Raw genomic sequence first — 23,355 nt, 5'->3', positions numbered from 1 at the left:
CTTAGCTGGTCTTCATCTCTCAAGTCAACCAGGCACACATTCCCGACAGTTGACTCTGCCGGACGGCTATTTGCCCGCTATTTCCGCTCGCTCGACTTTGCCGATTCTGATGGTGTATAACCCGTACTTCTGCACCGAGTTGATTCACCGTCAGGAATTCGCACCGACCGAAAGCCGGACCTCCATGCCACCGACGGAAACGACGGAAACGACCGAAAGCCCCGAAACCTCGGAATTGCCGAAGCCGAAGGGCACGGACCGGCATGCGTTCGTCATCGCCGGAGTCCTGCTGGCCGCCTGCGGCGGGCTCGTCCTCTACGGCGTGCTCAACACGGACGACAAGCCCACCCCGCGCGCCGTCCCCACCGCCGAGGTCAGCTACGAGGTCACCGGCAAGGGCACGGTCGAGATCTCCTACCTCGCGCGCAGCGAGTCCGGCGATGCCACCGTCGAGAAGGCCGCGAAGCTGCCCTGGAAGAAGACCGTCCGGGTGCCGCTCGGCAAGGCCCCCAGCATCAACATCGTCCTGGACCAGAAGGGCGGCCAGGCCGGCTGCGCCCTCGCCATCCGCGGCAAACACGTCCAGAGCGCCACCGCCTTCGGCAAGTACGGCCGCGCCACCTGCACCGGTGAACTGCCCGCGCCCGCCGCCACGGAAGAGAGCACCGGCTGATGTCATCCACAGCGCGCGCTGCGACACGTACCGCCGTCGCGACCGCCGTCGTCCTCAGCGCCGTCGGCCTGACCGCCCCGGCCCAGACCGCCTCCGCCGCACCCACCGGCAGCGTGCACACCGTCGCCGTGCCCGCCGGGGCCGATCCCGCACAGCGTGCCCTCTCCGCCCGCTCCACCGAGCCGTTCAGCATGGTCGGCGTCACCTGGGACGACCCGTACGCGCAGCTCGGCGGGTCGGCGCAGATACGCACGCGGTCCAGCGCGACCGGAAAGTGGTCCGGCTGGCGGGCGCTTGACACAGATGTCCGTACGCCGGAGTCGGGGCCCGACCACGCCAAGCGCGGGGTGCGCGCGGGCACGCAGCCGCTGTGGACCGGCACTGCCGACGGCGTCCAGGCACGCATCACCGGTAGCAAGGGACGGAAGCTTCCGCAGGGGCTGCGCGTCGACCTGGTCGATCCGGACGGCGGGACCACGCCCCGTACCAGCGCCTCGAACACCGCGGCCGAGGCCACTGCGGCCACCGCCACCGCGGCCGGGCAGCCGCCCATCACCTCGCGGGCCGGCTGGGGCGCCGACGAGTCGATCGTCGCCGGCCCGCCCACGTACACGACCGACACCAAGGCCGTGTTCGTCCACCACACGGCTGGCACCAACGCCTACACCTGCGCCGAGTCGGCCTCGGTCATCCGCGGCATCTTCACCTACCACGTGAAGAGCAACGGCTGGAACGACATCGGCTACAACTTCCTGGTCGACAAGTGCGGAACGCTCTTCGAGGGCCGCGCGGGCGGCGTCGACAAGCCCGTCTACGGCGCGCACACCTACGGCTTCAACACCGATACGAGCGGCGTCGCCGTCCTCGGCGACTACAACACGGCGACGACCACCGCCGTCGTACGCGAATCGATCGCGAAGCTCGCCGCGTGGAAGCTCGGCCGGTACGGGATCAACCCGTCCGGGACCGTGGTGATGGCCGCCGGCGCCGACAACGGCAAGTTCACGGCGGGCCAGCTGGTCACCATGAACCGGGTATCCGGGCACCGTGACGGCTATCCGACCGAGTGCCCGGGCAACAACCTCTACGCCGATCTGCCCGCCATCCGCACCCTCGCCGCTGCCGCCAACTCCCCTGCGGACAAGGGCGACTTCAACCGCGATGGCCATGCCGACCCCGCCGCAGGCGTCCCGCAGGCCACCGTGGGCGGCTTCGCGACCGCCGGCCAGGTATCCGTCGTGCCCGGCGGGCGCAGCGGCCCCTACGCCGCGGCCAAGGCCGCCATCAGCCAGGACACCGCGGGTGTGCCGGACGCCTCCGAGGCGGGCGACGCCTTCGGGCGGGCCACCGCGTACGGGGACCTCGACCATGACGGCTACGCGGATCTCGTCATCGGCGCGCCCGGCGAGGAACTCACCGCGGGGGCGAGTGACGAGGGTGCGCTGACCGTACTCCGTGGCACCGCCAACGGCCTTGTCGCGCAAGGTGCTTCGATCAGCCCCAAGCAGAGCGGCGACCGCTTCGGCGAAGCCATCGCCACTGGGGACTTCGACGCGGACGGCGGTGGCGACATCCTCGCAGTGGCCGCCGGCAGCGGACGCGCGTACGCCGTCGACGGCGCCGACCGCACCTTCTCCGCCCCCGCCGTACTCGCCGAGGGACCGGTCCAGGACGCGGACATCGCGACCGGCGACTTCGACCACGACGGCTTCACGGACGCGGCGATCACCTTCAGTACGGCTGCGGGGCCCTCCCTGACCGTGCTGCGCGGTTCGGCGGCCGGGCTGCGGACCGCCGACCCGGCCGTCCTCACCGGGGCGGGCGGCCGCTCCGTCGCCGCGGGCGACCTGAACGGTGACGGGTACGCCGACCTCGCCGTCGGCCGGCCCGATGCGCCGAACGGCGGGCAGATCGCGACGTACCACGGCTCGGCGGACGGCCTCACGACCACCACAGCGCCCGCCATCGACCAGGCCACCGCGGGTGTGCCGGGCGGCGCCGAGGAAGGTGACGGGCTCGGCACCTCGGTCGCCGTCGGCGACACCGACGGCGACGGGTACGCCGACGTCCTGGCCGGGCTGCCCGGCGAGGACCTCACGGCCGGCGGCGCGGACCAGGCCGACGCAGGCGCGGTGCTGCTCGCGCACGGGAGCCCGGAAGGGCTGAGCGCGGCTGGATCGGCGACGTACAACACCGACCAGGCCGGAGTGCCGGGCGCGGCCGAGGCCGCCGACCGGCTCGGATCCGCGGTGGCCGTCGCCGACTTCACCGGGGACGGCTATGCCGACCTCGGCATCGGCTCCGATGGCGAAAACGCGGGCGACGGCACCGTACTCACGCTGAACAGCGGAGCGTCGGGTGTCGTCCCGGCGAGCGGGCTCTACTTCGGACCGGCCACGCTCGGCACGCCCGTCGCAGCCCACATCGGAACCGTGTTGGCGCCATAGCACCCCGAGACGATCTGGCTCCGGACTCCTACCTCAGACACCAGCCGCAAGCTAACTAGCCGGTAGCTCCCGCGTCGTCAGGTGGCCCGTTTTCTCGTACTCGGACACCTCGTTGGGCTGATCGGGTGAATCGGGCTTGGCGAGGCGACCCGGCTTCGCAGGGTCACCTCGCCAAGTGTTTCGTCACGGCGCTGGGCGGAGGAGTTGTGTCAGTCGTCGAGAACGGCGAGGTCGAGTTGGCGGAGGCGGTCCGGGTCCGCGATCACTTCGATTTCGGTGATCTTGTCATCTGTGATCGTGAAGCTGAGTATCAGGAACAGCCGTCCGTGGGGGGCCATCGCGAGTCCGACCGCTCCGGTGACCAGCGCCGGTCCGGTGAACCGGGCCCGTCCCGTGGCGGCCATCGCGCCCTTGGCCACGGTGTGAGCACCGCGGACCACGATGGGTTCGGGGGTGGGGCCGACCGCCTTGTCCGCTCGGTGCACCACGCCGGGATGGAGCAGTGCGACCAGCGCGTCGAAGTCCCCGCCGCGGGTGGCGGCCAGGAAGGCGTCGACGACTCGACGCTGGAGGGTCAGATCGGCGTCGGACACTGGGGCGCCCCCTTTGACCCGGCGGCGGGCGCGGCTCGCGAGCTGTCTGGCCGTGGCCGGGGAACGCTCGATCATCGGGCCGATCTCGTCGAAGGGCACGGTGAACATGTCGTGCAGTACGAAGGCGAGCCGCTCGGCCGGCGTCAGCGTGTCGAGCACCACCAGCAGTGCCAGCCCGACCGAGTCGGCCAGCAACGCTTCCTGCTCGGGGTCGCGCCCGTCCTCGTGGCCGAGGGCCGGGACGGGCACCTGCACGTCAAGGGGATCCTCGCGCCGCGCCTGGCGCGTGCGCAGCATGTTCAGACACACCCGTGCCACCACCGTGGTCAACCACCCGGTGAGGTTCTCGACGCTGCTGGTGTCCGCGCGACTGATGCGCAGCCAGGCTTCCTGGACGGCGTCATCGGCCTCGCTGAGCGCGCCGAGCATCCGGTAGGCCACCGCTCGCAGGTGAGTCCGGTCCAGGGCCGAGCTGCGGAGCAGGTCCACCAGCAGGCGGATCACCGGCCCCGGTAGCCCGTCCGGTCAGCGGTCCCGCCCGACGCCTTTCGGGCCACCCGCTGGTGCCGGCTCTTCTCGTACTGCTCCACCCAGGTTCGGCTACTGCGCCAGGTGCCGTCAGCGGCCTTGACTGCTTTGAGGCGGCTCCGCGCCGCAGCGTCGCGAAGGGCGCGTTCGGTCATGTTCTCGGTGACCAGCGCGGCCAGGGGTACGTGCTTCACGGGCCCTGCCACGGCGGGCAGGACGAAGCGGTAGAGGCTGGCGGTCACACCGCGTGCGATCATCTCCGCGAGCGGACCGGGCTCGCCGTGGTCGGCGCGCTGCATGGCTCGCAGGTACTTGGCAGAGAGGGGTACACGCCGGTGAGCGCGTACCTGGGCTCTCGAGAGTTCCAGCAGTGCCGGATTTGCCGTCACGAGGGAGGCAGGACCCGCAAGGTCCACCCCGGCGATGTGACATCTCGTGACAGATGAGAGGGTCGGACGAGTGAGCGAGACACCGAAGAACACCCTCCAATACCGCTTTGACGGGCCAGAAGACGCCCCGGTCCTGATCTTGGGTCCCTCACTGGGTACCACATGGCACATGTGGGACCGGCAGATACCGGAGCTGATCCGTCAGTGGCGGGTGTTCCGCTTCGACCTGCCCGGGCACGGCGGCGCCCCCGCCCACCCCGCCGCCTCCGTCACCGACCTGGCCGACCGGCTCCTCGCGACCATCGACGGCCTGGGCGTGCAGCGTTTCGGCTACGCGGGCTGCTCCATCGGCGGCGCCATCGGCGCCGAGCTCGCGCTGCGCCACCCCCACCGCATAGCCTCGCTGGGCCTGGTCGCGGCCTCGCCCCGGTTCGGCACCGCCGACGAGTTCCGCCAGCGCGGTGTGATCGTGCGGACCAACGGCCTGGAACCGATGGCGGCCACCGCGCCGTCGCGCTGGTTCACCCATGGCTTCGTCGCCGCCCAGCCCGCGATCGTCGAGTGGGCCGTCCAGATGGTCCGCACCACCGACCCCGGTTGCTACATCGCCGCCTGCGAGGCGCTGGCCGCCTTCGACGTACGCGCCGAACTGGGCCGTATCGGCGTCCCGACTCTCGTCCTGGTCGGCTCCGACGACCAGGTGACCGGGCCCGCCGAGGCCCGCACCCTGGTCGCCGGGATCCCCGACGCCCGCCTGGCGCTGGTCCCCGGAGCCTCCCACCTGGCCCCCGTCGAGCAGCCCGCCGCCGTCACCGACTTGCTCGTACGGCACTTCTCCACCGCCTGGCAGGCCGCGCCGGGCACGGCCACCGGCATGCAGGCGATCCAGGCCCCGCCCCTGCTGTCGGCGATCTCAGCGCCCACCGGTCCGGTCGCCGAGATCGCCGCGGCCGTGCAGCCCGAGGCCGTCATCGACCAGGGCGGTCGGGCGGACCTGTACGCCGCCGGGCTCAAGGTCCGCCGTGAGGTGCTCGGCGATGCCCATGTGGACCGGGCGCTGGGCGACGCCGACGCCTTCACCGGCGACTTCCAGGAGCTCATCACCCGCTACGCGTGGGGCGAGGTGTGGACCAGGGGAGGGATCGACCGCCGTACCCGCAGCGTCATCACCCTCACCGCGCTGGTCGCGGGCGGTCACCTGGAGGAGCTGGCGTTCCACACCCGCGCTGCCCTGCGCAACGGCCTGACCCCCGCCGAGATCAAGGAAGTGCTGCTCCACACGGCCGTCTACTGCGGTGTTCCGGCGGCGAACTCGGCCTTCAAGGTCGCGCAGGCCGTCATTCAGCAGGAGACCACTCCGCAGGCGTAGCAGGATGGACGTATGAAGCTGACGAAGAGGACCCACGCCTGCATCGGCCTGGAGAAGGACGGCCGACGGCTGGTCATCGACCCGGGCGCCTTCAGCGAGGAGGACGCGGCGGTGGGAGCGGACGTCATCCTCGTGACGCACGAGCACCTCGACCACTTCCACGAGGACCGGCTGCGAGCCGGTCTGGAGTCCAACCCAGGCGCCGCGATCTGGACCCTGCGCAGCGTCGCCGACCAGCTCTCGGCGGCCTTCCCCGGCCGGGTGCACACCGTCGGCCACGGCGACACCTTCACGGCGGCCGGCTTCGACGTACAGGTGCACGGCGAACTGCACGCCGTCATCCACCCGGACATCCCACGCGTCACCAACGTCGGGTTCCTCGTGGACGGCTCGCTCTTCCATCCGGGCGACGCGCTCACCGTCCCCGACCACCCGGTCGAGACGCTGATGCTCCCGGTGATGGCCCCCTGGTCGAAGATCTCCGAGGTCATCGACTATGTGCGCGAGGTGAAGCCGCGGCGTGCCATCGACATCCACGACGCGCTGCTCACCGACCTGGCCCGGCCGATCTACGACTCACAGATCGGCTCACTGGGCGGCGCGGACCACAGCAGGCTGACCCCGGGCGAGTCGACCGACCTGTGAGTGTCACACCCCGCGGATAACATGACGTACATGCGCATCGCCACCTGGAACGTCAATTCGATCACCGCCCGGCTGCCCCGGCTGCTGGCCTGGCTGGAGAGCACAGGCACCGATGTGCTGTGCATTCAGGAGACCAAGACCACCGCCGAGGGCTTCCCGGCCGACCAGCTGCGCGAGCTCGGTTACGAGTCCGCGGTCAACGCCACCGGCCGGTGGAACGGCGTGGCCGTGGTCTCCAGGGTCGGCCTCGAAGACGTCGTCACCGGCCTGCCCGACGGCCCGGACTACGAGGGTGTGCAGGAGCCGCGGGCGATCTCCGCGACCTGTGGGCCGCTCCGCCTGTGGTCGGTCTATGTGCCCAACGGCCGCGAGGTCGCGCACGACCACTACGCGTACAAGCTGCGCTGGTTCGAGGCGCTCCACAAGGCGGTGGCGGTGGACACGGCGGGCGAGCGCCCGTTCGCCGTCCTCGGCGACTTCAATGTCGCCCCCACCGACGACGACGTCTGGAACCCCGCGCTCTTCGAAGGGGCCACGCATGTGACCCCCGCCGAGCGCGCGGCGCTCACCGCGCTGCGTGACGCCGGACTCTCCGATGTGATGCCCCGCCCGCTGAAGTACGACCGGCCGTTCACCTTCTGGGACTACCGCGAGCTCGGCTTCCCCAAGAACAAGGGCATGCGCATCGACCTGGTCTACGGCAACACCCCCTTCGTGGCCGCGGTCAAGGACAGCTATGTGGACCGCGAGGAGCGCAAGGGCAAGGGCTCGTCCGACCACGCGCCGGTGGTCGTCGACCTCGACCTCTGACCTGGCCGGCGCCTCGGCCTCCGAGGCGAAAAGGTACCCGCGCGCCGGTGGTGCACATGGCAGGACAAATGCGAGGCTGAGCAGTATGAAGAACATTCCTTTTCTGGACAACTGGCGCAAGCGGCATGCCACGGCGCGCGGCGCGGCCGTGTTCGCCATCGATGCCGACGCCGACCAGGAAGGTATCGCCGAGCTGTTCTCCGAGTGCGAGCTGCTCCGCGTCCGGGTGGCCCAGGCCGGTCTGGAACTGGACGACTCCCCGGCCTCGTTGGAGGCGCTCGACCAGCTGCCGCCCCGCTGGCGCGACGACCCCGAGGAGCTGCCCTGGCTGGGCAACGACGCGGGCCTCTACCTCGGCACGGTGATCGTGCGTACGGTCCCGGGGGCGCTCTGGCAGCTGTGGCCGAGCGGCCAGCCGGTGGTCAGGCTGGCCTCGGGTCGCGAGATCAATGTGGTGGAGGCCGGTCTGGACTGGGCGGTCAACGGTGCGCCCGAGCTCTCCCAGGTGTACGGGGAAGCGGCCGAGGCCTGACCGTCCTCGGGCCCAGGTCTTTAAACTCTTTAGTGCACCTTATGCCCTATTTGAGCGTGTCGAGTGTGAAGTCCCTTATCGGGATGGATAGTTTGCGCTGACCTCGACACAGCTGAGAGTGGGTAGGGCAGCGTATGGCCGTCGATCCGTTGATCGAGCTGCGTGACGTCAACAAGTACTACGGGAAGTTGCACGTCCTGCAGGACATCAATCTCACCGTCACACGCGGTGAGGTGGTGGTAGTCATCGGTCCGTCCGGCTCGGGCAAGTCGACGCTCTGCCGGGCGATGAACCGGCTGGAGACGATCGAGTCCGGCAGCATCCGCATCGACGGCAGACCCGTCCCCGAAGAGGGGCGCGCCCTCGCGCAACTGCGGGCCGAGGTGGGGATGGTGTTCCAGTCCTTCAACCTCTTCGCGCACAAGACCGTGCTGGCCAATGTCTCCCTGGCGCAGCTCAAGGTCCGTAAACGCAAGAAGGAAGACGCCGACAAGCGCTCCCGCGAACTCCTTGAACGCGTCGGACTCGCCGACCAGGCCGACAAGCTCCCGGCCCAGCTCTCCGGCGGCCAGCAGCAGCGCGTGGCCATCGCCCGCGCCCTCGCCATGGACCCCAAGGTTCTTCTCTTCGACGAGCCGACCTCCGCGCTCGACCCGGAGATGATCAACGAGGTCCTTGAAGTCATGCAGCAGCTGGCCCGCGAGGGCATGACGATGGTCGTCGTCACCCACGAGATGGGCTTCGCCCGCTCGGCGGCCAACCGCGTCGTCTTCATGTCGGACGGCTGCATCATCGAGGACCGCACGCCCGAAGACTTCTTCACCGCCCCTTCGAGCGACCGGGCCAAGGACTTCCTCTCCAAGATTCTCAAGCACTGACGGGCGGTGTACGGACTCATGAAGCGCATGCCACGCGCCCTCGCCGCCCTCGTGCTCGTCCTGCTCGCCGCCGCCTGCGGCAAGGAGGGCAGTCCACCGGTGAAGGGCCCGCAGCCCGACGAACTGCCCAAGTACACGGTGGCGAAGGGCTTCGAGCTGCCGGCCTCCCGCACCTGGGAGAAGGCGAAGCGCCGAGGCCATCTCCTTGTCGGGGCCAAGGAGGACCAGCCGTACATGGGCGAGAAGGACCCGGCCAGCGGCGTCTACTCCGGGTTCGACATCGAGATCGCCAAGATGGTCGCCGCCTCGCTGGGCTTCGAACCGCAGAAGACCCAGTTCAAGACGATCGCCTCGGCCAACCGTGAAACCGCCCTGCAGAACGGCCAGATCGACTATTACGTCGGCACGTACACCATCAACGACAACCGCAAGAAGCTCGTCGGCTTCGCGGGCCCGTACTACATGGGCGGCCAGTCGCTGCTCGTGCGCACCGACGAGACCGACATCAACGGGCCCAAGGACCTCGACGGCAAACGGGTCTGCTCGGCCGCCGGATCGACCCCGTACCAGCGGATCGACGCCGACTATCCGAAAGCCGATCTTGTCGCGTACGACACCTACTCGGTCTGCGTCGACAACCTGCTGACGTTCCAGGTCGACGCCGTCACCACCGATGACGCCATCCTCATCGGCTACGCGGCCAAGGTGCCCGAGGAGCTCAAGATCGTCGGCAAGCTCTTCTCCGAGGAGCCGTACGGGATCGGTGTCCCGCGCGGCGACAACGCGCTGCGGCTGGCCATCGACGACGCGATCGAGGCCAACGAGAAGAACGGGAACTGGACGAAGGCGTACGACGCGACGCTCGGTCTCTCCGGCGTGCCGGCCCCCAAGCCGCCCGCGATCGACCGCTACCCGGAGAGCTGAGGACATCGTGAACGTACTCACCGAGAATTTCTCTCTCTACGGCAAGGGCTTCCTCGGCACCGTCGAGCTCACGGTCTACGCCTCGGTGCTCGCGCTGGTGCTCGGCTTCCTCATGGCCTCCTGCCGGGTCGCCCCCGTCGGATCCCTCCGGGCGCTGGGCACCGTCTGGGTCACCGTGCTGCGCAACACCCCCCTGACACTGCTGTTCTTCGCCGTCCTGCTCGGCCTGCCGCGCTTCGGGCTCATCCTGCCCTTCCAGCTCTTCGCGGTGCTCGCGCTCGGCTGCTACACCTCGGCCTTCATCTGCGAGGCGATGCGCTCCGGCATCAACACCGTGCCGCTGGGGCAGGGCGAGGCCGCCCGCAGCCTGGGGATGACCTTCGGCCAGACCCTGAGCACCGTCGTGCTGCCGCAGGCCTTCCGCTCGGTGATCCCGCCCGTCGGTTCGACGCTCATCGCGCTCGCCAAGAACTCGGCGATCGCCGGTGCGTTCAGCGTCACCGAGCTGCTCGGCACCTACAAGACCCTCAACGAGCTGGGCTACAGCATCATCTGGACGTTCGTCTGGATCGCCGTCGGCTACCTGATCATCACCCTGTCCATCAGTGCGCTCGTCAACGTGCTGGAGAAGCGCTGGGGAGTCGCCCGATGACCGCCACTTCCACCGCCCTCTACGACGTCCCGGGGCCCAAGACCCGCAAGCGGCACTTCCTGTACGGCGTTGCGTCGACCGCCCTCATCGCCGCGCTGCTCGGCTGGGTGCTGAATCTGCTCTTCGACACCAACCAGTTCACGTCGGCCAAGTGGAACCCCTTCCAGTACAAGGGAATCCAGGAGCTCCTGCTGCGCGGCCTGGGCAACACGCTCAAGGCCTTCGCGTACGCCGCGGTCCTGTCGGTCGCGCTCGGCGCGGTCCTCGCGACGGGCCGGCTCTCCGAACACCGCGCACTGCGGTGGGTGGCGACGCTGCTGGTCGAATTCTTCCGCGCCATGCCCGTATTGGTGATGATTTTCTTCATCTTCGTGGCGCTGAAGGTCCAGCCGCTGCCCGCGCTGGTGGCCGGACTGACGCTCTACAACGGCTCGGTGCTCGCCGAGGTGTTCCGTACGGGGGTCAACTCCGTGGAAAGGGGGCAGCGGGAGGCTGCGTACGCGCTCGGCATGCGCAAAACCCAGGTCATGACGTTCGTCCTGGTGCCACAGGGGGTCCGCGCGATGCTGCCGACCATCATCAGTCAGCTCGTGGTCGCGCTGAAGGACACCTCGCTCGGCTACCTGATCACCTATGAGGAGTTCCTCCACGTCGGCAAGCTCATCGCGTCGAATCTCGACTACGATTTGCCGTTCATCCCCGTAGTGATGGTGATCTCGCCGATCTACATCGGGATGTGCATGCTGCTCTCCTGGTTCGCCCAGTGGGTGGCCGAGCGGGAGCAGCGCAACCCCAAGAACGAGGCCGTGGACGTATCCAAGGCCGAGCCGGGCACGCTGCTGCCGGGCGTGCGGTAGTTCAAAGGGCAACTGCCCGAGTTTGAAGGGCACATGCCTGCCCGGCAGCAGCCGGAGATCAGTTGTCGCGCAAGGGGACCGTCAGGTACGACGGGTCGGTCCCCGGCGATGAGAAGGTCAGCTGCGCGCCGGACGGGTTGTGTTCGATGTAGAGCGGGTCGACGGTGTCGACCACCACGGCCAGTCGGTGGCCGGCCGGTACGTCGTAGGCCGTGGAGAACAACTCCAGGTCGACGGCGAACGGCTGGCCCGGCGCCTGGTCGTGGAAGGTGTACGGCGCATTGCTGACCAGCTTGCCGAGGCCGAGCGGCCCCACGTCGTAGAGGTATGCGACGAGGGTGCCGCTCTCCTTGGTACTGGTGACCGTCGTGTGCAGCTTGCTGGTGCCGCGCACGCGCTGCGCCTCGGCGTACCGCTCGGACTGCCAGACCGAGGCGAAGGAACGCGGCAGCAGCGGAACTGAGGCGATGGGGGGAAGCCTCAGGAACTGGTCGAGCGCGTTGGACAGGAACACCACTCCGCCGTTGGCGCCCGAGTCCACGTTCGCGTAGATCTTCTTGGTGCCGCCGAGGTCGATCTTGTGCTGGTTCGCGCCGACCGACTTCCAGTCGGGGTAGCCCTCGTAGCCGTTGGTGGAACGGGACTTGAGCTGGACGGGCTGCTCGCGGTCGATGCCGTTGTCGGCGCCGTTGAGGTGGTGGTCGAACCAGCGCTGGGCGTTGGTCCAGACGTCATTGGGCAGCCCGAGCAGGCCGGTGGCCTCGGCGGTGGCGTGGTCGCCAGGACGGAACTCCAGGCGCTTGGGTCCGGTGAGCTTCTCGTAGAACTTCGCGTACTGGTTCGGCGGGAAGAGCGTGTCGCCCCAGGCGTTGCCCAGCATCACGGCCGAGCCGTTCTTGTTGATCTGATCGAGGTAGTTGGCGGGGGAGCGCTTCCTGCCCCACTCGATCATGTCCGGTTCCTTGGCGAGGTTGGAGCCGAGGAAGTCCTTCATGGTCTGCTGGAGTTCGGGGCTCGGGCGGCCGGTGAGGTTTCCGGCGCCGGTGAGCACCGCGGCGGCCTGGAGGTGCTGGGTGCGCCCGCTGTAGATCGATTCGATGAGGTCGGCCCAGCCGCTGAGGGCCACCACCGCCTTGATCCGCTTGTCGTGCCCTGCTGCCAGCAGGCTGATACCGGCGCCGTACGAGACGCCCGCCATGCCCACCTTCCGGGGGTCGGCCGGGGTGTTGGCGAGCGCCCAGTCGATCACCTTGGAGGCATCGGCGATGTCCGGTGGGCCCGCCACCTCGATGTTGCCGCCGGACTGCCAGAAGCCGCGGACGTTGTAACTGACCACGACATAACCGGAGTCGGCGAGCTTCTTGGCCTGCGCGAGGTATTCGATCTGCGGTACGGCCCAACTGGTGGGCAGCACGATCACCGGATAGGAGCGGACGCCGTCGGCGCCCGCCGGGGTGAAGACATTGGCCTTGAGTACGGTGCCGCCGTCGCCGGCGATGTCGACGAACCGGACGCCGGGTGTCGCGGCCGGTGCGGCTTGTTGTACGGCGGGGTCGGCCACGGCCATCGGTGACTGGCCGGTGGCCGTGGTGGCGAGCAGGGCAGCGGCGGCGGCGCCGACGGTGGAGACGCGCAGAGCTGTGCGGGGGGATCTCACGGGTCACTCCTCACTCGTGTAAGTGCAAAGTGACCCGACGGTAACCTCCGTCGCTTACCGCTGGTAACCGGTCGGTAAGTTACGTGCGAGTAACGATTGTTGGATGTGGTGTCAGTAGGAGCGTGTTAGTGGCTCCCGGGGCGGCCCGGCTCAGCGCAGGGCGCTCTTCGCCTGCCAGTCGGTCCAGGAGAGGTTCCACTCGCCGTAGCCGTTGTTGATCGCCTGGGTGCCCTTGGCATCGTCGCCGGTGACCTCGAACGGGTCGCCGACCTGGACCTGGTCGTAGATCGACCGGGCATCGGAGTCGCTCATGCCGATGCAGCCCGAGCTCTTGTTGGCGCTGCCGAAGTAGCCGGCGTTCCAGGGCGCGGCGTGCGCGTACATCCCGGACCAGGTGAGGCGCATCGAGTAGTCGACCATCTTGTCGTAGGCGTCGCCCAGGCCCACGGTCTCGGAGCGCATATTGATCGTGCCCTCCTTCGACATCAGTACGGTCCTGCCGCGCCAGGAGGCCTTCTCGCCGCCCGGGGTGCCGGCCGACATGGCGACGTCCGCGACCTGCCGGCCGTCGCGCACCAGCTTCAGCCGGTGGTTGTCGAGGTCGACCTTGACGACCTGGTTCTTGCCGATGGTCAGGTTCTCTGGGGGTTCCCTGGCCGTGGCGTGACGTCGTACCTGACCCCTTCGTTGGGGGTGCTGCGACAGTTCTCGGGGGGTGTGGCTCTGTGGCTGGTCGTGCTGATCGAGTCATGGAGAAGGAGTAGAAGTGCGTGCATTCCCTGTGGTGCTCCCGTCGGGCACCCGGTACTGGACCGTGGTGGACGACGACTTGGGCGTCGTCGAGGAGCCGGATCGCTTCCTGCAGGAACTGCGCTTGGCGCGTGGTCGTGCGGAGACGACGACGAAGGCGTACGCGGAGGGCATCTGCCTGTTTCTGCTGTGGTGCCTGCTCACCCGGCGCGACTGGCGGACCGCGGCCCGGGACATGGGTCTGTTCATGATCTGGCTGAAGTGGACGCCAGGCAGGGGTGGTTCGCGTCAGGTCGTGGTGCCAGGGCCAGGGTCGAAGCCGGTACGGGGTGAGATCCGGATCAACAAGGTGCTCACCGCGGTGCGGATGTTCCTGCTACATGCAGTGGCGAACAAGGCGGTCTCGGCCTGGGTGTTGGAACAGCTCTATGAGATCGGGGACGACCTGGACCTGCCCGAGGTTGCCCGAGCTGAGAGCGGGGGCATGCGCTATCGGATGAGGGCCAGGCACAGCGTCCAGGAGCCGGAGACGGACATCGACCGGGCCAGCGACGAGGAGGTCGTGGCGATGTTCCTGGCCTGTCGTTCTGCCCGTGACCGGCTGACCTTGCTACTCCTCACCCGTGTCGGTCTGCGGCCGGGGCAGGTCGCCGGGCTGCACCGCAACGATCCTCACCTGATGATGGACTCGCGGGCCCTGGGGTGCTCGGTCGAGGGCGCCCACGTTCACGTCACGCGACGGCAGAACGAGAACGGCGCCTGGTCGAAGTCCAAGAAGTCGTGGGCCATGCCGGTGGACCATCTGGTGGTGATGGCGTTCGACCAGTACGCCCTGGAACGGCACGAAGTACTGGGCTCGGGCGGCAGTGACTTCTTGCTCGTCAACCTCTTCCGCCCTCCCCACGGCTCACCGATCACCACGGACGCGATCGGTGAGCTCTGCGAGTCCCTGGCCCGGCGAGCGGGTCTGGGCCGGATGGTCACGCCGCGCATGGGCCGGCACGCGATGGCCAGCAACGTGGCCGATGCCGGCGGCAGCCTGGACGAAGTCCAGGCCCTCCTGGGTCAGAAGAACCCGGAGTCGGCCCGCCCCTACCTGCACCCCAAGCCGTCGAGGCTCCGGGACGCGGTCGAGCGGGTTCCCTCTCCGCGCGAGTTCGTGGAGGGGGACCGGTGACCACAGCGACGATCGCGTTGCCGGAGCCGGGGCCGACGCCCGACGAGACTCTGATGAGGGAAGTGACGGAGGAGTTCCTCCAGCTCATCGGCTGGGATCCATCCGTCCGAATCGTCACCTTCCCGCGCTCCCACCCGCTGTTCGGCAGCCGGATCTGTCCCGTCGAGGGCTGCGACAAGATGGCCTACACCCCTCGTGAGCGGGCCCTTTGCCGGGGCTGCGAGAGGAGGATGAAGGAGTCCGGGCAGCCGCTGGAGGAGTTCGTGGCCACGGCCAAGTACAACTGGCGGTCGATCGGCACCCAGCCCTGCCTGGTGCCTGGATGCGCCCGGCCCCGTCGAACGATTCGCCAGGCTCTCTGCGACGCGCACTGCTACCAGCAGCAGAAGATCCATCGCCTGACGATCGAGAAGTTCCTCCAGCTGCCGGGCCTGCAGCCGTTCGAGAGCCTCGGACCCTGCGTGGTCGCTGCCTGCTACCGGGACCGCGCCAACGCCGAGTACTGCCCGCCGCACCGCCAGACACGCAACATTCTGCGCCGCACCGGCAGGCTGGAGGACGTCGAGTTCTGGCACCGGACCGCGCCGGCGGTGGTCGAGCACGGCGTCGTCAGCCTGCGCGGCCTGCCCGACCAAGTGGTCGCCGAAGTTCTCTACTGCCTGCAAGACCGCAACGCCAAGGGAGTCAAGCAGAAAGATCAGGAGCTTCGTCCGCTTGTCGATGCCGTCCGGGCTCAGCAGCTGTCGTCGATCAAGGAGCTCGATCCCGGTCCGATGAAGTTGAGCGGCAAGCGGATGGCTATCGGCTTCCTCAAGCACCTCGACCGCTTCGGTTTGTCGGCCGAGACCGAACGGCACAAGGACACCTGGGACGGAGCCGCCTTCGGGCTGGACAGGGGATTCCTCCACTTCGAGGACATCTCTCAGCAGTGGCTGCGCAAGGCCGTCCAGCAGTGGGCGATCGACGATCTCCCCCGCCGGAGAGGGAAGAAACCCATCGCCCCCCTTCAGCGCCAGATCAGGTCCATCGCCATGCTCTCCAAGAGCCTGCGCCTGAACCGGGACGACGACGGGCGCGATCCACGCCTTCTGGGCAGGGACGACATCGTTCTCTTCCTCAACCGTCTGCTGTTCCTTCAGCTCCAAGGCGAGATCTCGGTCTTGCATCGGTACTGGGACGCTCGCAACGTCCGACGCTTGCTCACCCGCATGAGAACCCTGGGGCTGACCCAGCCCGGACAGCTCCTGCACGGCCTCCCCGACAACTTCGCCCTCCGAGAAGAGGACGTGCCCGAGTACGACGAGGACGACGACGCCGGACGCGACCTCCCGGTCGAGGTGATGCGTCAGCTCTGCCAGCACCTGGACAGTCTCGACCCGAACGGTCACCAGCTCAGCCGGACGGCGACGGAACTCCTCATCGACACCGGCCGCCGCCCCGACGAAATCTCCTCCCTGCCCCTGGAGTGCCTGGGACGGGATGGCGACGGCAATCCAGAGCTGATTTATGACAACCACAAGTCCCTGCGCAAGGACCGCCGTCTTCCGATCGCCGCGGCGACCGCTGCCTTGATCATCACCCAGCAGAAGCGGACCCTCGCACGGTTCCCCAACACCCCACGCAAGGAGCTCGCTCTCCTTCCCTCGCCGGTGGCCAACCCGAACGGCGCCAAGGCCATCAGCAGCGCCTGGATCGGCGAAGTCCACCGAGCATGGGTCGCCACCCTGCCGGAGATCTCGGTCCCCGTCGTCGTGGAGGAGGACGGCAAGCGAGTCAAGAAGATGCTGCCCTTCGACAAGTCGAAGATCTACCTCTACGCCTACCGGCATACCTACGCCCAGCGCCACGCGGACAAGAACGTGGCGCCTGACGTGCTCAGGGTTTTGATGGATCACCGGCGACTCGACACGACTCAACGGTATTACCGGGTTAGTGACAAGCGCCGCCGCGAGGCCGTCAACCGGGTCACTGCCATGCAGTTCGACCGGAAGGGTAACCGGATCTGGCGTCAGGCCGAGACCCTACTGGAGTCCGAGCACGCCCGCCGGGGCGTCGGCGAAGTACAGGTTCCCTACGGGCTCTGCACCGAACCGAGCAACGTCTCCGCCGGCGGCGAAGACTGCCCCGTCCGGTTCCGCTGCGTCGGCTGCGAACACTTCCGCACCGACGTGTCCTACCTCCCCGACCTGGAGGCATACCTCGCCGATCTCCTGCGCGGCCGGGAGCGACTGGCAGCCTTCACCGCCGACTCCTGGGCAAAGGCCGAGGCGATGCCGTCCGACGAGGAGATCACGCGCGTCCGCCGCCTGATCAAACGCGTCAAGGAGCAACTCGGGGAACTCACCGAGGAAGACAAAATGCAGATCGAGGAAGCCGTCACCGTGCTCCGCCGCAGCCGGCGAGTCATCTCACTCGGCATGCCCCGAGTGCGGCCAGAACTGCCCGACTACCGCGGCGGAGGGTCCGCCACATGACATCCATGATCGAGGGGAAGAAGGCCGACTCGGCCCGGCGCCGGGAACGGGTCATCAAGGCCCTGGATGCGGCCGTGAAGAGTGGGGGCGACCTCACGGTCTCCGGGCTCGCCAGAGCCGCGCGCGTCGACCGGACCTTCCTCTATCGCCACCGCGACCTGCTCGAACGCCTCCACGTCGCTGCCAGCACTCCGGTCGAGGACGGCAGAGTGGCGGCCGTCAGCCGAGTCTCGCTCCAGACCGACCTCGCCAACGCTCTGGAGCGCAACAAACGCCTTGCCGCACGAGTCCGGCAGCTCGAGAAGCGTCTATCGACCGAGCTCGGCGAGCGAGTCTGGGAGGCGTCCGGACTCGCAACGCCTACCGACATCGACGACCTCCAGCGCCGCGTCACCCTGCTGGAACAAGAACTCGCCGACACCAGCGGCGAGTTGGAGGACAGAACAGAGGAACTGGAAGCCGCTCGGGCCGCGAACCGCGAACTCACGCGAGCCTTGAACCAACCCCAGCCACGCTGACCAAGCGCCAGTCCGGTTCCGACTCGGTGGCCCCCCCGTCGGCGGGGCCACCACCGCGTTCAGGCACAACATCAGAATCACCCGATCCGGGGATAGCACCACACCTGTTGCAATGGCTAGGCTCTTCTACACCAGCGTTGAGCTGCACCAATGTGAGCTTCACAAGCACGGCATCCGCTGGGACCCCCAGAGAAGCGGCGTTCGTCTTGTAGTCACGGACGAACCAGCCGCCGTCGGTGCCGGAGTCGACGCCGCTGAGGTCGGCGTCGAGCGTGACCTTGGTGCCGGCCTTCCAGTACTCCTTGGGCCGCCAGTCGACCCTGGCCTTGCCGGACCAGTCCTCCATCCAGCCCCAGGAGCCCTCGGTGTTGTTCGAGGTGCTGACCTTGAGGTTCTTCTCCACCTCGGCCTTGTTCTTCACCGGGTGGTCGAAGACGATCGACAGTGGCTGGGCGATGCCGACGGTGGAATTCTTGCCGGGGGCCAGGCTCAGCTTGTTGACCTTGTCCGGCGCGGCGGTGGCGAAGGACGCCTTCGCCGTGCCGCCGGCGTCGGCCCTGGCCTCGACGGTGTACTTGGTGCCGGGCGCGGCCCTGCGGGCCGACGTCCAGGTCTTCCCGTCCGCGGATATCTTCCCGTCGAGCTTCTCGCCGCCGCCGTTCGCGACGGTGACCTGCTGCAGCTTGCCGTCGGCCAGCGTCACTTTCACCGGCTGCCCGGCCTTGGCCTGCTCGCCCTGGAGGTTCACCGAGATCTCGGCGGGCTTCTCGGACACGTCGGCCGCGCCCTCCTGTCCGGCCCCGCCGCCGGAGCAGGCGGAGAGCGCGGCGGCAAGCGCCGCGGTGCCGATGGCCAGGGTGCGCGTGCGGCTCGACGTGCGTATGCGGCTCAACTCGAAAACCTCCGGTGCGATGTCTGTCTCCAGGGCAGAGCTGATTCGCGGCCTTCGGGTTGCGGAAATCATGAAAAATCCCTGGAACACGGGTGTGACAAGGCTCTCCGTCGGTTCCCGAGTGTGACCGACCGGCTACCCCGGCTACCGGCTACCCGATCGCCCGGTGGGAGGTGCGTACCGCCGGTATCGGGGCCTGCGAGGCCGCGGTCACATCGGCGATCAGCTCCACCATGTCCGGTCCGTACGCCTGCGAGTTGATGACCTTCAGCAGCAGGGTGAACGACTTGTCGCCGTGCTTGCGGGCCAGCTTCTCGTGGTTGCGGGCGAGATAGTGCGTCGCCGCCTGGTTGGTGATCGCGCGCTGCCCGCAGAAGAGGAAGACCGGTCTGGCGTCCTGCCCCGCGGTCAGGCGTGCGAGCAGGACGTACTCGGACACGCCGGTCTCCAGACGGTAGCGCTCGCCGCCTATCTGGAACGCGCCGCGGTCCGGGCCGGGATCGGAGTCGGTGTTCATCCTGACGCCGGGGAGAAGGGAATGAAGGTGAGCTGCCATCCGGCGATTTGAGCCGGGACCACCCACACAGAATTCCGTGCGTTCGCCGAAGCCCTGCTGTGCGATGTCGTGCGAGAGGATCTGGGCGTGTGCCCCGCAGTCCTTGATGAGGGCGGAGAGTTCGAGGAGCGCGAAGACGTCGTAGCGATGCACCGAGCTGTCGCTGGCGCCCGGTTCGCGGTTCACCACGAGCAATGATTCGGAGTTCTTGGGCAGCCCGAAGAAAGCCTGCTTGCGGCGCAGCTTGCGCCGCCACAGGTACGTACGGGCCAGCCAGCCGAGGGAAGCGGTGACCCCGGCGGCGATCACGCCCAGCACGATGTTGCGTACGTCGTCACTCATGGGGCGGCATGCTAGCGGCCCTGCGCACTGTATGCGGACCGATGTTCGAGGTGGTCCTGCCGGAAGAGGTGAGGTGAGGTTACGCTGCGCGGACGGTCAACGACTGGAGGTACGCATGCGCCGCACCACCGTACGGAGATTGTCGGTCTGGGCCGTCGCGGCGGCGGTGGCATCGGTCGGCGCCACGCCGCCGCCGTCCGCCGCCCCGGCCCCCGCCCCCTCGCCCGCCACGGCCAAGCCGCCGCCCGCCAAGACGCCGGTCGCCGCCGGGTATGGGGGAGCGGTCGCCAGTGTCGACGCGGATGCCTCGGCGGCCGGGATCGAAGTGCTCAGGAACGGCGGAAACGCGGTGGACGCGGCCGTCGCCACGGCGGCGGCGCTCGGTGTCACCGAGCCCTATTCGGCGGGCATCGGCGGTGGCGGCTACTTCGTCCACTACGACGCCAAGTCCCGTACCGTGCGCACGATCGACGGCCGTGAGACGGCCCCGCGCAGCGCGGACAAGTCACTGTTCCTTGAGGACGGCAAGCCGATCCCCTTCGAGCAGGCGGTCACCAGCGGACTCGGCGTCGGCGCCCCGGGCACCCCGGCCACCTGGCGGGCGGCGCTCGACAAGTGGGGCAGCGAATCGCTGCGCACACTGCTGAAACCGGCCGAGAAGCTCGCGCGCGACGGCTTCACCGTCGACCCGACCTTCCGCACCCAGACCCAGGCCAACGAGGCGCGGTTCAGGGACTTCCCCGACACGGCGGAGCTGTTCCTGCCGGGCGGCGAACTGCCGGTGGTCGGCTCCCGGTTCAAGAACCCCGACCTGGCTCGCACCTACCGCGAGTTGGGCCGCGAGGGCGTCGACGAGCTGTACCGGGGCGACCTGGCACGCGACATCGTCCGCACCGTGCGCAAGCCGCCCGTGGACCCGAAGTCGCAGCGGGTGGCCCGGCCCGGTGATCTGACCGCGAAGGATCTGCGGGCGTACGACGTGCTGGGGCAGGCACCGACAAAGGTGTCCTACCGCGGGCTCGACGTGTACGGCATCGCCCCGTCGTCGTCCGGCGGTACGAGCGTCGGCGAGGCGCTCAACATCCTTGAGCGGACCGACCTTTCGGCCGCATCGCAGACCGCGTATCTGCACCGCTTCATCGAGTCGAGCCGGATCGCGTTCGCGGACCGGGGGCGCTGGCTCGGCGACCCGGCCTTCGAGGACGTACCGACCCGCGAGCTTCTGTCGCAGCGCTTCGCCGATTCGCGCGAGTGCCTCATCAAGGACGACGCGGTGCTCACCAGCCCGCTCGCGCCGGCCGATCCGCGAAACCCGACGGCGTGCAAGGCCGGTGGGAAGGCTGCCCCGACGACGTTCGAGGGGGAGAACACAACACACCTGACCGCGGCCGACAAGTGGGGCAACGTCGTCGCGTACACGCTGACCATCGAGTCGACGGGCGGCAGTGGCATCACGGTCCCCGGCCGTGGCTTCCTCCTCAACAATGAGCTGACCGACTTCTCGTTCGCGCCGGCCAGTCCGGCGGTCCACGACCCGAACCTGCCCGGTCCCGGCAAGCGTCCGAGGTCGTCGATCTCGCCGACGATCGTGCTGGAGAACGGCCGTCCGCTCCTCGCCCTCGGCTCGCCGGGCGGCGCGACCATCATCACGACGGTGCTCCAGACCCTGACGGGCCATCTGGACCGGGGGCTGCCGCTGGTCGACGCGATCGCGGCGCCGCGCGCGAGTCAGCGCAATCAGGCCACCACCGAGCTCGAACCGGGGCTGTGGAACAGCCCGGAGCGGGCCCGGCTCGAAGCCCTCGGGCATGCCTTCAGGCAGAACCCGGAGATCGGTGCGACGACCGGGGTGCAGCGACTGCCGGACGGGCGGTGGCTGGCGGCGGCGGAGAAGGTGCGGCGCGGCGGCGGCTCGGCGATGGTGGTGCGGCCTGCCGGTCCCCGGTGACGCGTAGCCCGGCGCCGGGGTCCGGTATCGCGGACTCCGGCGCCGGGCCGCCGGGCGGGCTCGTTGTGGCCGGCCCCTCCGGCGGGGCCGGGTAATGAGGGCCCCGGTCATGCGGAGCCCGGTCCTCGGGCGGTGCCCCGAGGGCCGCCGGACAGGCGCGGCGAAACCCCGCCCGTCCGGTGGCCCGGGGTGGTTCAGAGCAGGGTCAGGATGCGCGGGCCCACATCCGTGATCGCCACCGTGTGCTCCGCGTGGGACGCGCGGCTGCCGTCCGACGTACGCAGGGTCCAGCCGTCGGGGGCCGTGTGGAAGACGTCCCCGCCGCCCCCGATCAGCATCGGCTCGATCGCCAGCACCATCCCGCGTCGCAGCGCCAGTCCCTGCCGGGGACGCCCCTCGTTGGGGACCTCGGGAGCCTCGTGCATGCTGCGGCCCACTCCGTGGCCGGCGAAGCCCTCCGGGATGCCGTACCCCGCGGATCGGCAGACGCGGCCGATCGCGTGCGAGATGTTGCCGATGCGGTTGCCGACGACCGCCGCCGCGATGCCCGCGTCCAGGGCCTCGCGGGCCGTGTCCACCAGGCGGATGTCCTCGGGGCGTGGCGTGCCGACGACGAAGCTGATGGCCGAGTCGCCGACCCAGCCGGCCAGCTTCGCGCCGCAGTCGATGCTCACCAGATCTCCGTCGCGCAGCCGGTATCCGTCCGGGATGCCGTGCGCGATCGCGTCATTGACGGAGGTGCAGATGACGCCGGGAAAGGGGACGGACGCCCACCCCGGGTGATAGTTCAGGAAGGGCGAGGTCGCGCCCGCCTCCCGCAGCACCTCGCGCGCCGCCTCGTCCAGCTCACGCAGCCCGACGCCGACGCCCGCCGCTTCCCGTACCGCCGTGAGGGCCTGGGCGACCACCCGGCCTGCCTGTCGCATCGCGTCCACCGAAGAATCCGTCTTGATCTCAACCATGCCAATTACTATACCGGTCATGAGCGGCCGGGCGGTATTACAATGACGGGATGGTACGTACCCCTCTCACCCCAGAAGAGCACGAGCGCGGCGAGCGGCTCGGGCGGCTGATCCGCCAGGCGCGCGGCGCACGCACCATGGTGGACGTCGCGTCCCACGCGGGCCTGTCCCCGGAAACCCTCCGCAAGATCGAGACGGGCCGCGCCCCGACCCCCGCTTTCTTCACCGTGGCGGCGCTGGCCTCGGTGCTCGGCCTGTCGATGGACGAGATCGTGACGCGGTGCGCCCTGGTGCCCGCGTGAGGCCGGTTCCGCGGTCCGCCGCGCCGTACGACGTAGTGTCGCGGGCATGACTTCCGACCAGCTCGAACCGCTTGGCCGCGCCCCGTACGTCAGCCTGACCACCTTCCGCAAGAACGACACCGCCGTCGCCACGCCCGTCTGGGCCGCGTCCGACGGCACGGAGCTCTTCGTGTGGACCAAGTCGGACTCCTGGAAGGTCAAGCGCATCCGCAATGATGGCCGGGTGCTCGTCACAGCCTGCGACGTCCGCGGTCGCATCGCCGAGGGCGCGCCGTCGGCGGAGGGTGCGGCTCGGCTGCTCGAAGAAGCGGCGATGCGCGATCTGCGCAAGCTGCTGGCCCGCAAGTACACCTGGAAGTTCTGGTTCATCGAGTGGCCGGCCTTGGTTTTCCGGCTCGGCAAGCGTCCGCACACCGGGATCGCCATCCGACTGTGACGCGGGCGCCCTGGGTGTCCTGGGCGTCCTGGCGCCCCGGCAAT

At 68.9% G+C, this 23,355-nt stretch carries 21 protein-coding genes and 2 pseudogenes; 16 read left to right on the top strand and 7 right to left on the bottom strand.

What is annotated here, in order from left to right:
- Positions 1–49 precede the first annotated feature (49 nt).
- Entirely contained in the window at positions 50–673 is a 624-nt protein-coding gene (locus ABCR94_RS30100) for a hypothetical protein (protein ID WP_347123581.1), read from the top strand.
- A complete protein-coding gene (locus ABCR94_RS30095; RefSeq protein WP_347123579.1) occupies positions 673–3,120 on the top strand; it encodes an N-acetylmuramoyl-L-alanine amidase in 2,448 nt (815 codons plus the stop codon). Before ABCR94_RS30100 ends, ABCR94_RS30095 begins: the two co-directional genes overlap by 1 nt.
- A gap of 209 nt (positions 3,121–3,329) precedes the next feature.
- On the opposite strand, the gene ABCR94_RS30090 is transcribed toward ABCR94_RS30095, so the two are convergent.
- Together ABCR94_RS30090 and ABCR94_RS30085 are read right to left on the bottom strand one after the other, a co-directional pair.
- Positions 3,330–4,214, bottom strand: coding sequence for a sigma-70 family RNA polymerase sigma factor (locus ABCR94_RS30090; protein WP_347123629.1), 885 nt, complete (start codon positions 4,212–4,214; stop codon positions 3,330–3,332).
- Positions 4,214–4,540 carry a hypothetical protein gene (locus tag ABCR94_RS30085; protein ID WP_347123577.1) on the bottom strand — a complete coding sequence of 109 codons (327 nt, stop codon included), beginning with the start codon at positions 4,538–4,540 and terminating at the stop codon, positions 4,214–4,216. Before ABCR94_RS30085 ends, ABCR94_RS30090 begins: the two co-directional genes overlap by 1 nt.
- Positions 4,541–4,700: 160 nt before the next feature.
- On the opposite strand from ABCR94_RS30085, the gene pcaDC reads away from it, so the two are divergent.
- The 8 genes from pcaDC (at position 4,701) to ABCR94_RS30045 (ending at position 11,297) form a co-directional block, all read left to right on the top strand.
- The gene (gene pcaDC, locus ABCR94_RS30080; protein WP_347123575.1) at positions 4,701–5,999 is read left to right on the top strand and encodes a bifunctional 3-oxoadipate enol-lactonase/4-carboxymuconolactone decarboxylase PcaDC; all 1,299 of its coding nucleotides are present in this window, start codon (positions 4,701–4,703) and stop codon (positions 5,997–5,999) included.
- Positions 6,000–6,011: 12 nt separating this feature from the next.
- Positions 6,012–6,644 carry an MBL fold metallo-hydrolase gene (locus ABCR94_RS30075; RefSeq protein ID WP_347123573.1) on the top strand — a complete coding sequence of 211 codons (633 nt, stop codon included), beginning with the start codon at positions 6,012–6,014 and terminating at the stop codon, positions 6,642–6,644.
- A 30-nt stretch (positions 6,645–6,674) separates the two neighbouring features.
- Positions 6,675–7,454: an exodeoxyribonuclease III gene (locus tag ABCR94_RS30070; protein ID WP_347123572.1), complete on the top strand. Its 780-nt coding sequence runs from the start codon at positions 6,675–6,677 to the stop codon at positions 7,452–7,454.
- 85 nt (positions 7,455–7,539) lie between these two features.
- Positions 7,540–7,986 carry a DUF6278 family protein gene (locus tag ABCR94_RS30065; RefSeq protein ID WP_347123570.1) on the top strand — a complete coding sequence of 149 codons (447 nt, stop codon included), beginning with the start codon at positions 7,540–7,542 and terminating at the stop codon, positions 7,984–7,986.
- Positions 7,987–8,120: 134 nt separating this feature from the next.
- The gene (locus tag ABCR94_RS30060; protein ID WP_347123568.1) at positions 8,121–8,864 is read left to right on the top strand and encodes an amino acid ABC transporter ATP-binding protein; all 744 of its coding nucleotides are present in this window, start codon (positions 8,121–8,123) and stop codon (positions 8,862–8,864) included.
- 18 nt (positions 8,865–8,882) lie between these two features.
- Positions 8,883–9,788, top strand: a complete 906-nt coding sequence (locus tag ABCR94_RS30055) for a glutamate ABC transporter substrate-binding protein (protein WP_347123566.1) — start codon at positions 8,883–8,885, stop codon at positions 9,786–9,788.
- A 7-nt stretch (positions 9,789–9,795) separates the two neighbouring features.
- Positions 9,796–10,440, top strand: coding sequence for an amino acid ABC transporter permease (locus ABCR94_RS30050; RefSeq protein ID WP_347123564.1), 645 nt, complete (start codon positions 9,796–9,798; stop codon positions 10,438–10,440).
- Positions 10,437–11,297: an amino acid ABC transporter permease gene (locus ABCR94_RS30045; protein ID WP_347123562.1), complete on the top strand. Its 861-nt coding sequence runs from the start codon at positions 10,437–10,439 to the stop codon at positions 11,295–11,297. The genes ABCR94_RS30050 and ABCR94_RS30045 overlap by 4 nt, the downstream gene beginning before the upstream one ends.
- Before the next feature lie 58 nt (positions 11,298–11,355).
- Here the strand turns inward: ABCR94_RS30045 and ABCR94_RS30040 are convergent, their stop codons facing one another.
- On the bottom strand, positions 11,356–12,954 hold the full coding sequence (locus ABCR94_RS30040; protein WP_347123560.1) for a CocE/NonD family hydrolase: 1,599 nt from the start codon (positions 12,952–12,954) through the stop codon (positions 11,356–11,358).
- A 150-nt stretch (positions 12,955–13,104) separates the two neighbouring features.
- Positions 13,105–13,590, bottom strand: a pseudogene (locus tag ABCR94_RS30035) (L,D-transpeptidase); the annotation flags it as partial.
- 130 nt (positions 13,591–13,720) lie between these two features.
- Here ABCR94_RS30035 and ABCR94_RS30030 point away from each other — a divergent pair.
- From ABCR94_RS30030 to ABCR94_RS30020, 3 genes are read left to right on the top strand one after another with little or no spacing between them, the layout of a single operon-like run.
- Positions 13,721–14,881, top strand: coding sequence for a tyrosine-type recombinase/integrase (locus ABCR94_RS30030; protein WP_347118536.1), 1,161 nt, complete (start codon positions 13,721–13,723; stop codon positions 14,879–14,881).
- The gene (locus ABCR94_RS30025) at positions 14,878–17,355 is read left to right on the top strand and encodes a site-specific integrase (RefSeq protein WP_347118538.1); all 2,478 of its coding nucleotides are present in this window, start codon (positions 14,878–14,880) and stop codon (positions 17,353–17,355) included. Before ABCR94_RS30030 ends, ABCR94_RS30025 begins: the two co-directional genes overlap by 4 nt.
- On the top strand, positions 17,352–17,873 hold the full coding sequence (locus tag ABCR94_RS30020) for a DUF6262 family protein (RefSeq protein ID WP_347118540.1): 522 nt from the start codon (positions 17,352–17,354) through the stop codon (positions 17,871–17,873). Before ABCR94_RS30025 ends, ABCR94_RS30020 begins: the two co-directional genes overlap by 4 nt.
- A gap of 202 nt (positions 17,874–18,075) precedes the next feature.
- Here the strand turns inward: ABCR94_RS30020 and ABCR94_RS30015 are convergent.
- A pseudogene (locus tag ABCR94_RS30015) lies at positions 18,076–18,765 on the bottom strand (Ig-like domain-containing protein); the annotation flags it as partial.
- 151 nt (positions 18,766–18,916) lie between these two features.
- Positions 18,917–19,663, bottom strand: coding sequence for a hypothetical protein (locus ABCR94_RS30010; protein WP_347123558.1), 747 nt, complete (start codon positions 19,661–19,663; stop codon positions 18,917–18,919).
- A 115-nt stretch (positions 19,664–19,778) separates the two neighbouring features.
- Between ABCR94_RS30010 and ggt the strand changes: the two genes are divergently transcribed.
- Positions 19,779–21,611 carry a gamma-glutamyltransferase gene (gene ggt / locus ABCR94_RS30005; RefSeq protein WP_347123557.1) on the top strand — a complete coding sequence of 611 codons (1,833 nt, stop codon included), beginning with the start codon at positions 19,779–19,781 and terminating at the stop codon, positions 21,609–21,611.
- Positions 21,612–21,805: 194 nt separating this feature from the next.
- Here the strand turns inward: ggt and map are convergent, their stop codons facing one another.
- The gene (gene map / locus ABCR94_RS30000; protein ID WP_347123555.1) at positions 21,806–22,573 is read right to left on the bottom strand and encodes a type I methionyl aminopeptidase; all 768 of its coding nucleotides are present in this window, start codon (positions 22,571–22,573) and stop codon (positions 21,806–21,808) included.
- Positions 22,574–22,623: 50 nt separating this feature from the next.
- Between map and ABCR94_RS29995 the strand changes: the two genes are divergently transcribed.
- Together ABCR94_RS29995 and ABCR94_RS29990 are read left to right on the top strand one after the other, a co-directional pair.
- The gene (locus ABCR94_RS29995; RefSeq protein ID WP_347123553.1) at positions 22,624–22,875 is read left to right on the top strand and encodes a helix-turn-helix domain-containing protein; all 252 of its coding nucleotides are present in this window, start codon (positions 22,624–22,626) and stop codon (positions 22,873–22,875) included.
- Between the two features lie 46 nt (positions 22,876–22,921).
- On the top strand, positions 22,922–23,311 hold the full coding sequence (locus ABCR94_RS29990; protein WP_347123551.1) for a PPOX class F420-dependent oxidoreductase: 390 nt from the start codon (positions 22,922–22,924) through the stop codon (positions 23,309–23,311).
- Positions 23,312–23,355 lie beyond the last annotated feature (44 nt).

Source organism: Streptomyces changchenzhani (assembly GCF_039766235.1).
Classification (GTDB): domain Bacteria; phylum Actinomycetota; class Actinomycetes; order Streptomycetales; family Streptomycetaceae; genus Streptomyces.
This window is presented reverse-complemented; position numbering and strand designations above follow the sequence as displayed.

Coding starts and splice junctions, on each gene's coding strand:
- ABCR94_RS30055 (WP_347123566.1), top strand. CDS start 8,883: ATGAAGCGCATGCCACGCGCCCTCGCCGCCCTCGTGCTCGTCCTGCTC.
- ABCR94_RS30070 (WP_347123572.1), top strand. CDS start 6,675: ATGCGCATCGCCACCTGGAACGTCAATTCGATCACCGCCCGGCTGCCC.
- ABCR94_RS30075 (WP_347123573.1), top strand. CDS start 6,012: ATGAAGCTGACGAAGAGGACCCACGCCTGCATCGGCCTGGAGAAGGAC.
- ABCR94_RS30095 (WP_347123579.1), top strand. CDS start 673: ATGTCATCCACAGCGCGCGCTGCGACACGTACCGCCGTCGCGACCGCC.
- ABCR94_RS30010 (WP_347123558.1), bottom strand. CDS start 19,663: ATGAGTGACGACGTACGCAACATCGTGCTGGGCGTGATCGCCGCCGGG.
- ABCR94_RS29995 (WP_347123553.1), top strand. CDS start 22,624: ATGGTACGTACCCCTCTCACCCCAGAAGAGCACGAGCGCGGCGAGCGG.
- ABCR94_RS30085 (WP_347123577.1), bottom strand. CDS start 4,540: ATGCAGCGCGCCGACCACGGCGAGCCCGGTCCGCTCGCGGAGATGATC.
- ABCR94_RS29990 (WP_347123551.1), top strand. CDS start 22,922: ATGACTTCCGACCAGCTCGAACCGCTTGGCCGCGCCCCGTACGTCAGC.
- ABCR94_RS30060 (WP_347123568.1), top strand. CDS start 8,121: ATGGCCGTCGATCCGTTGATCGAGCTGCGTGACGTCAACAAGTACTAC.
- map (WP_347123555.1), bottom strand. CDS start 22,573: ATGGTTGAGATCAAGACGGATTCTTCGGTGGACGCGATGCGACAGGCA.
- ABCR94_RS30065 (WP_347123570.1), top strand. CDS start 7,540: ATGAAGAACATTCCTTTTCTGGACAACTGGCGCAAGCGGCATGCCACG.
- ABCR94_RS30045 (WP_347123562.1), top strand. CDS start 10,437: ATGACCGCCACTTCCACCGCCCTCTACGACGTCCCGGGGCCCAAGACC.
- ggt (WP_347123557.1), top strand. CDS start 19,779: ATGCGCCGCACCACCGTACGGAGATTGTCGGTCTGGGCCGTCGCGGCG.
- ABCR94_RS30020 (WP_347118540.1), top strand. CDS start 17,352: ATGACATCCATGATCGAGGGGAAGAAGGCCGACTCGGCCCGGCGCCGG.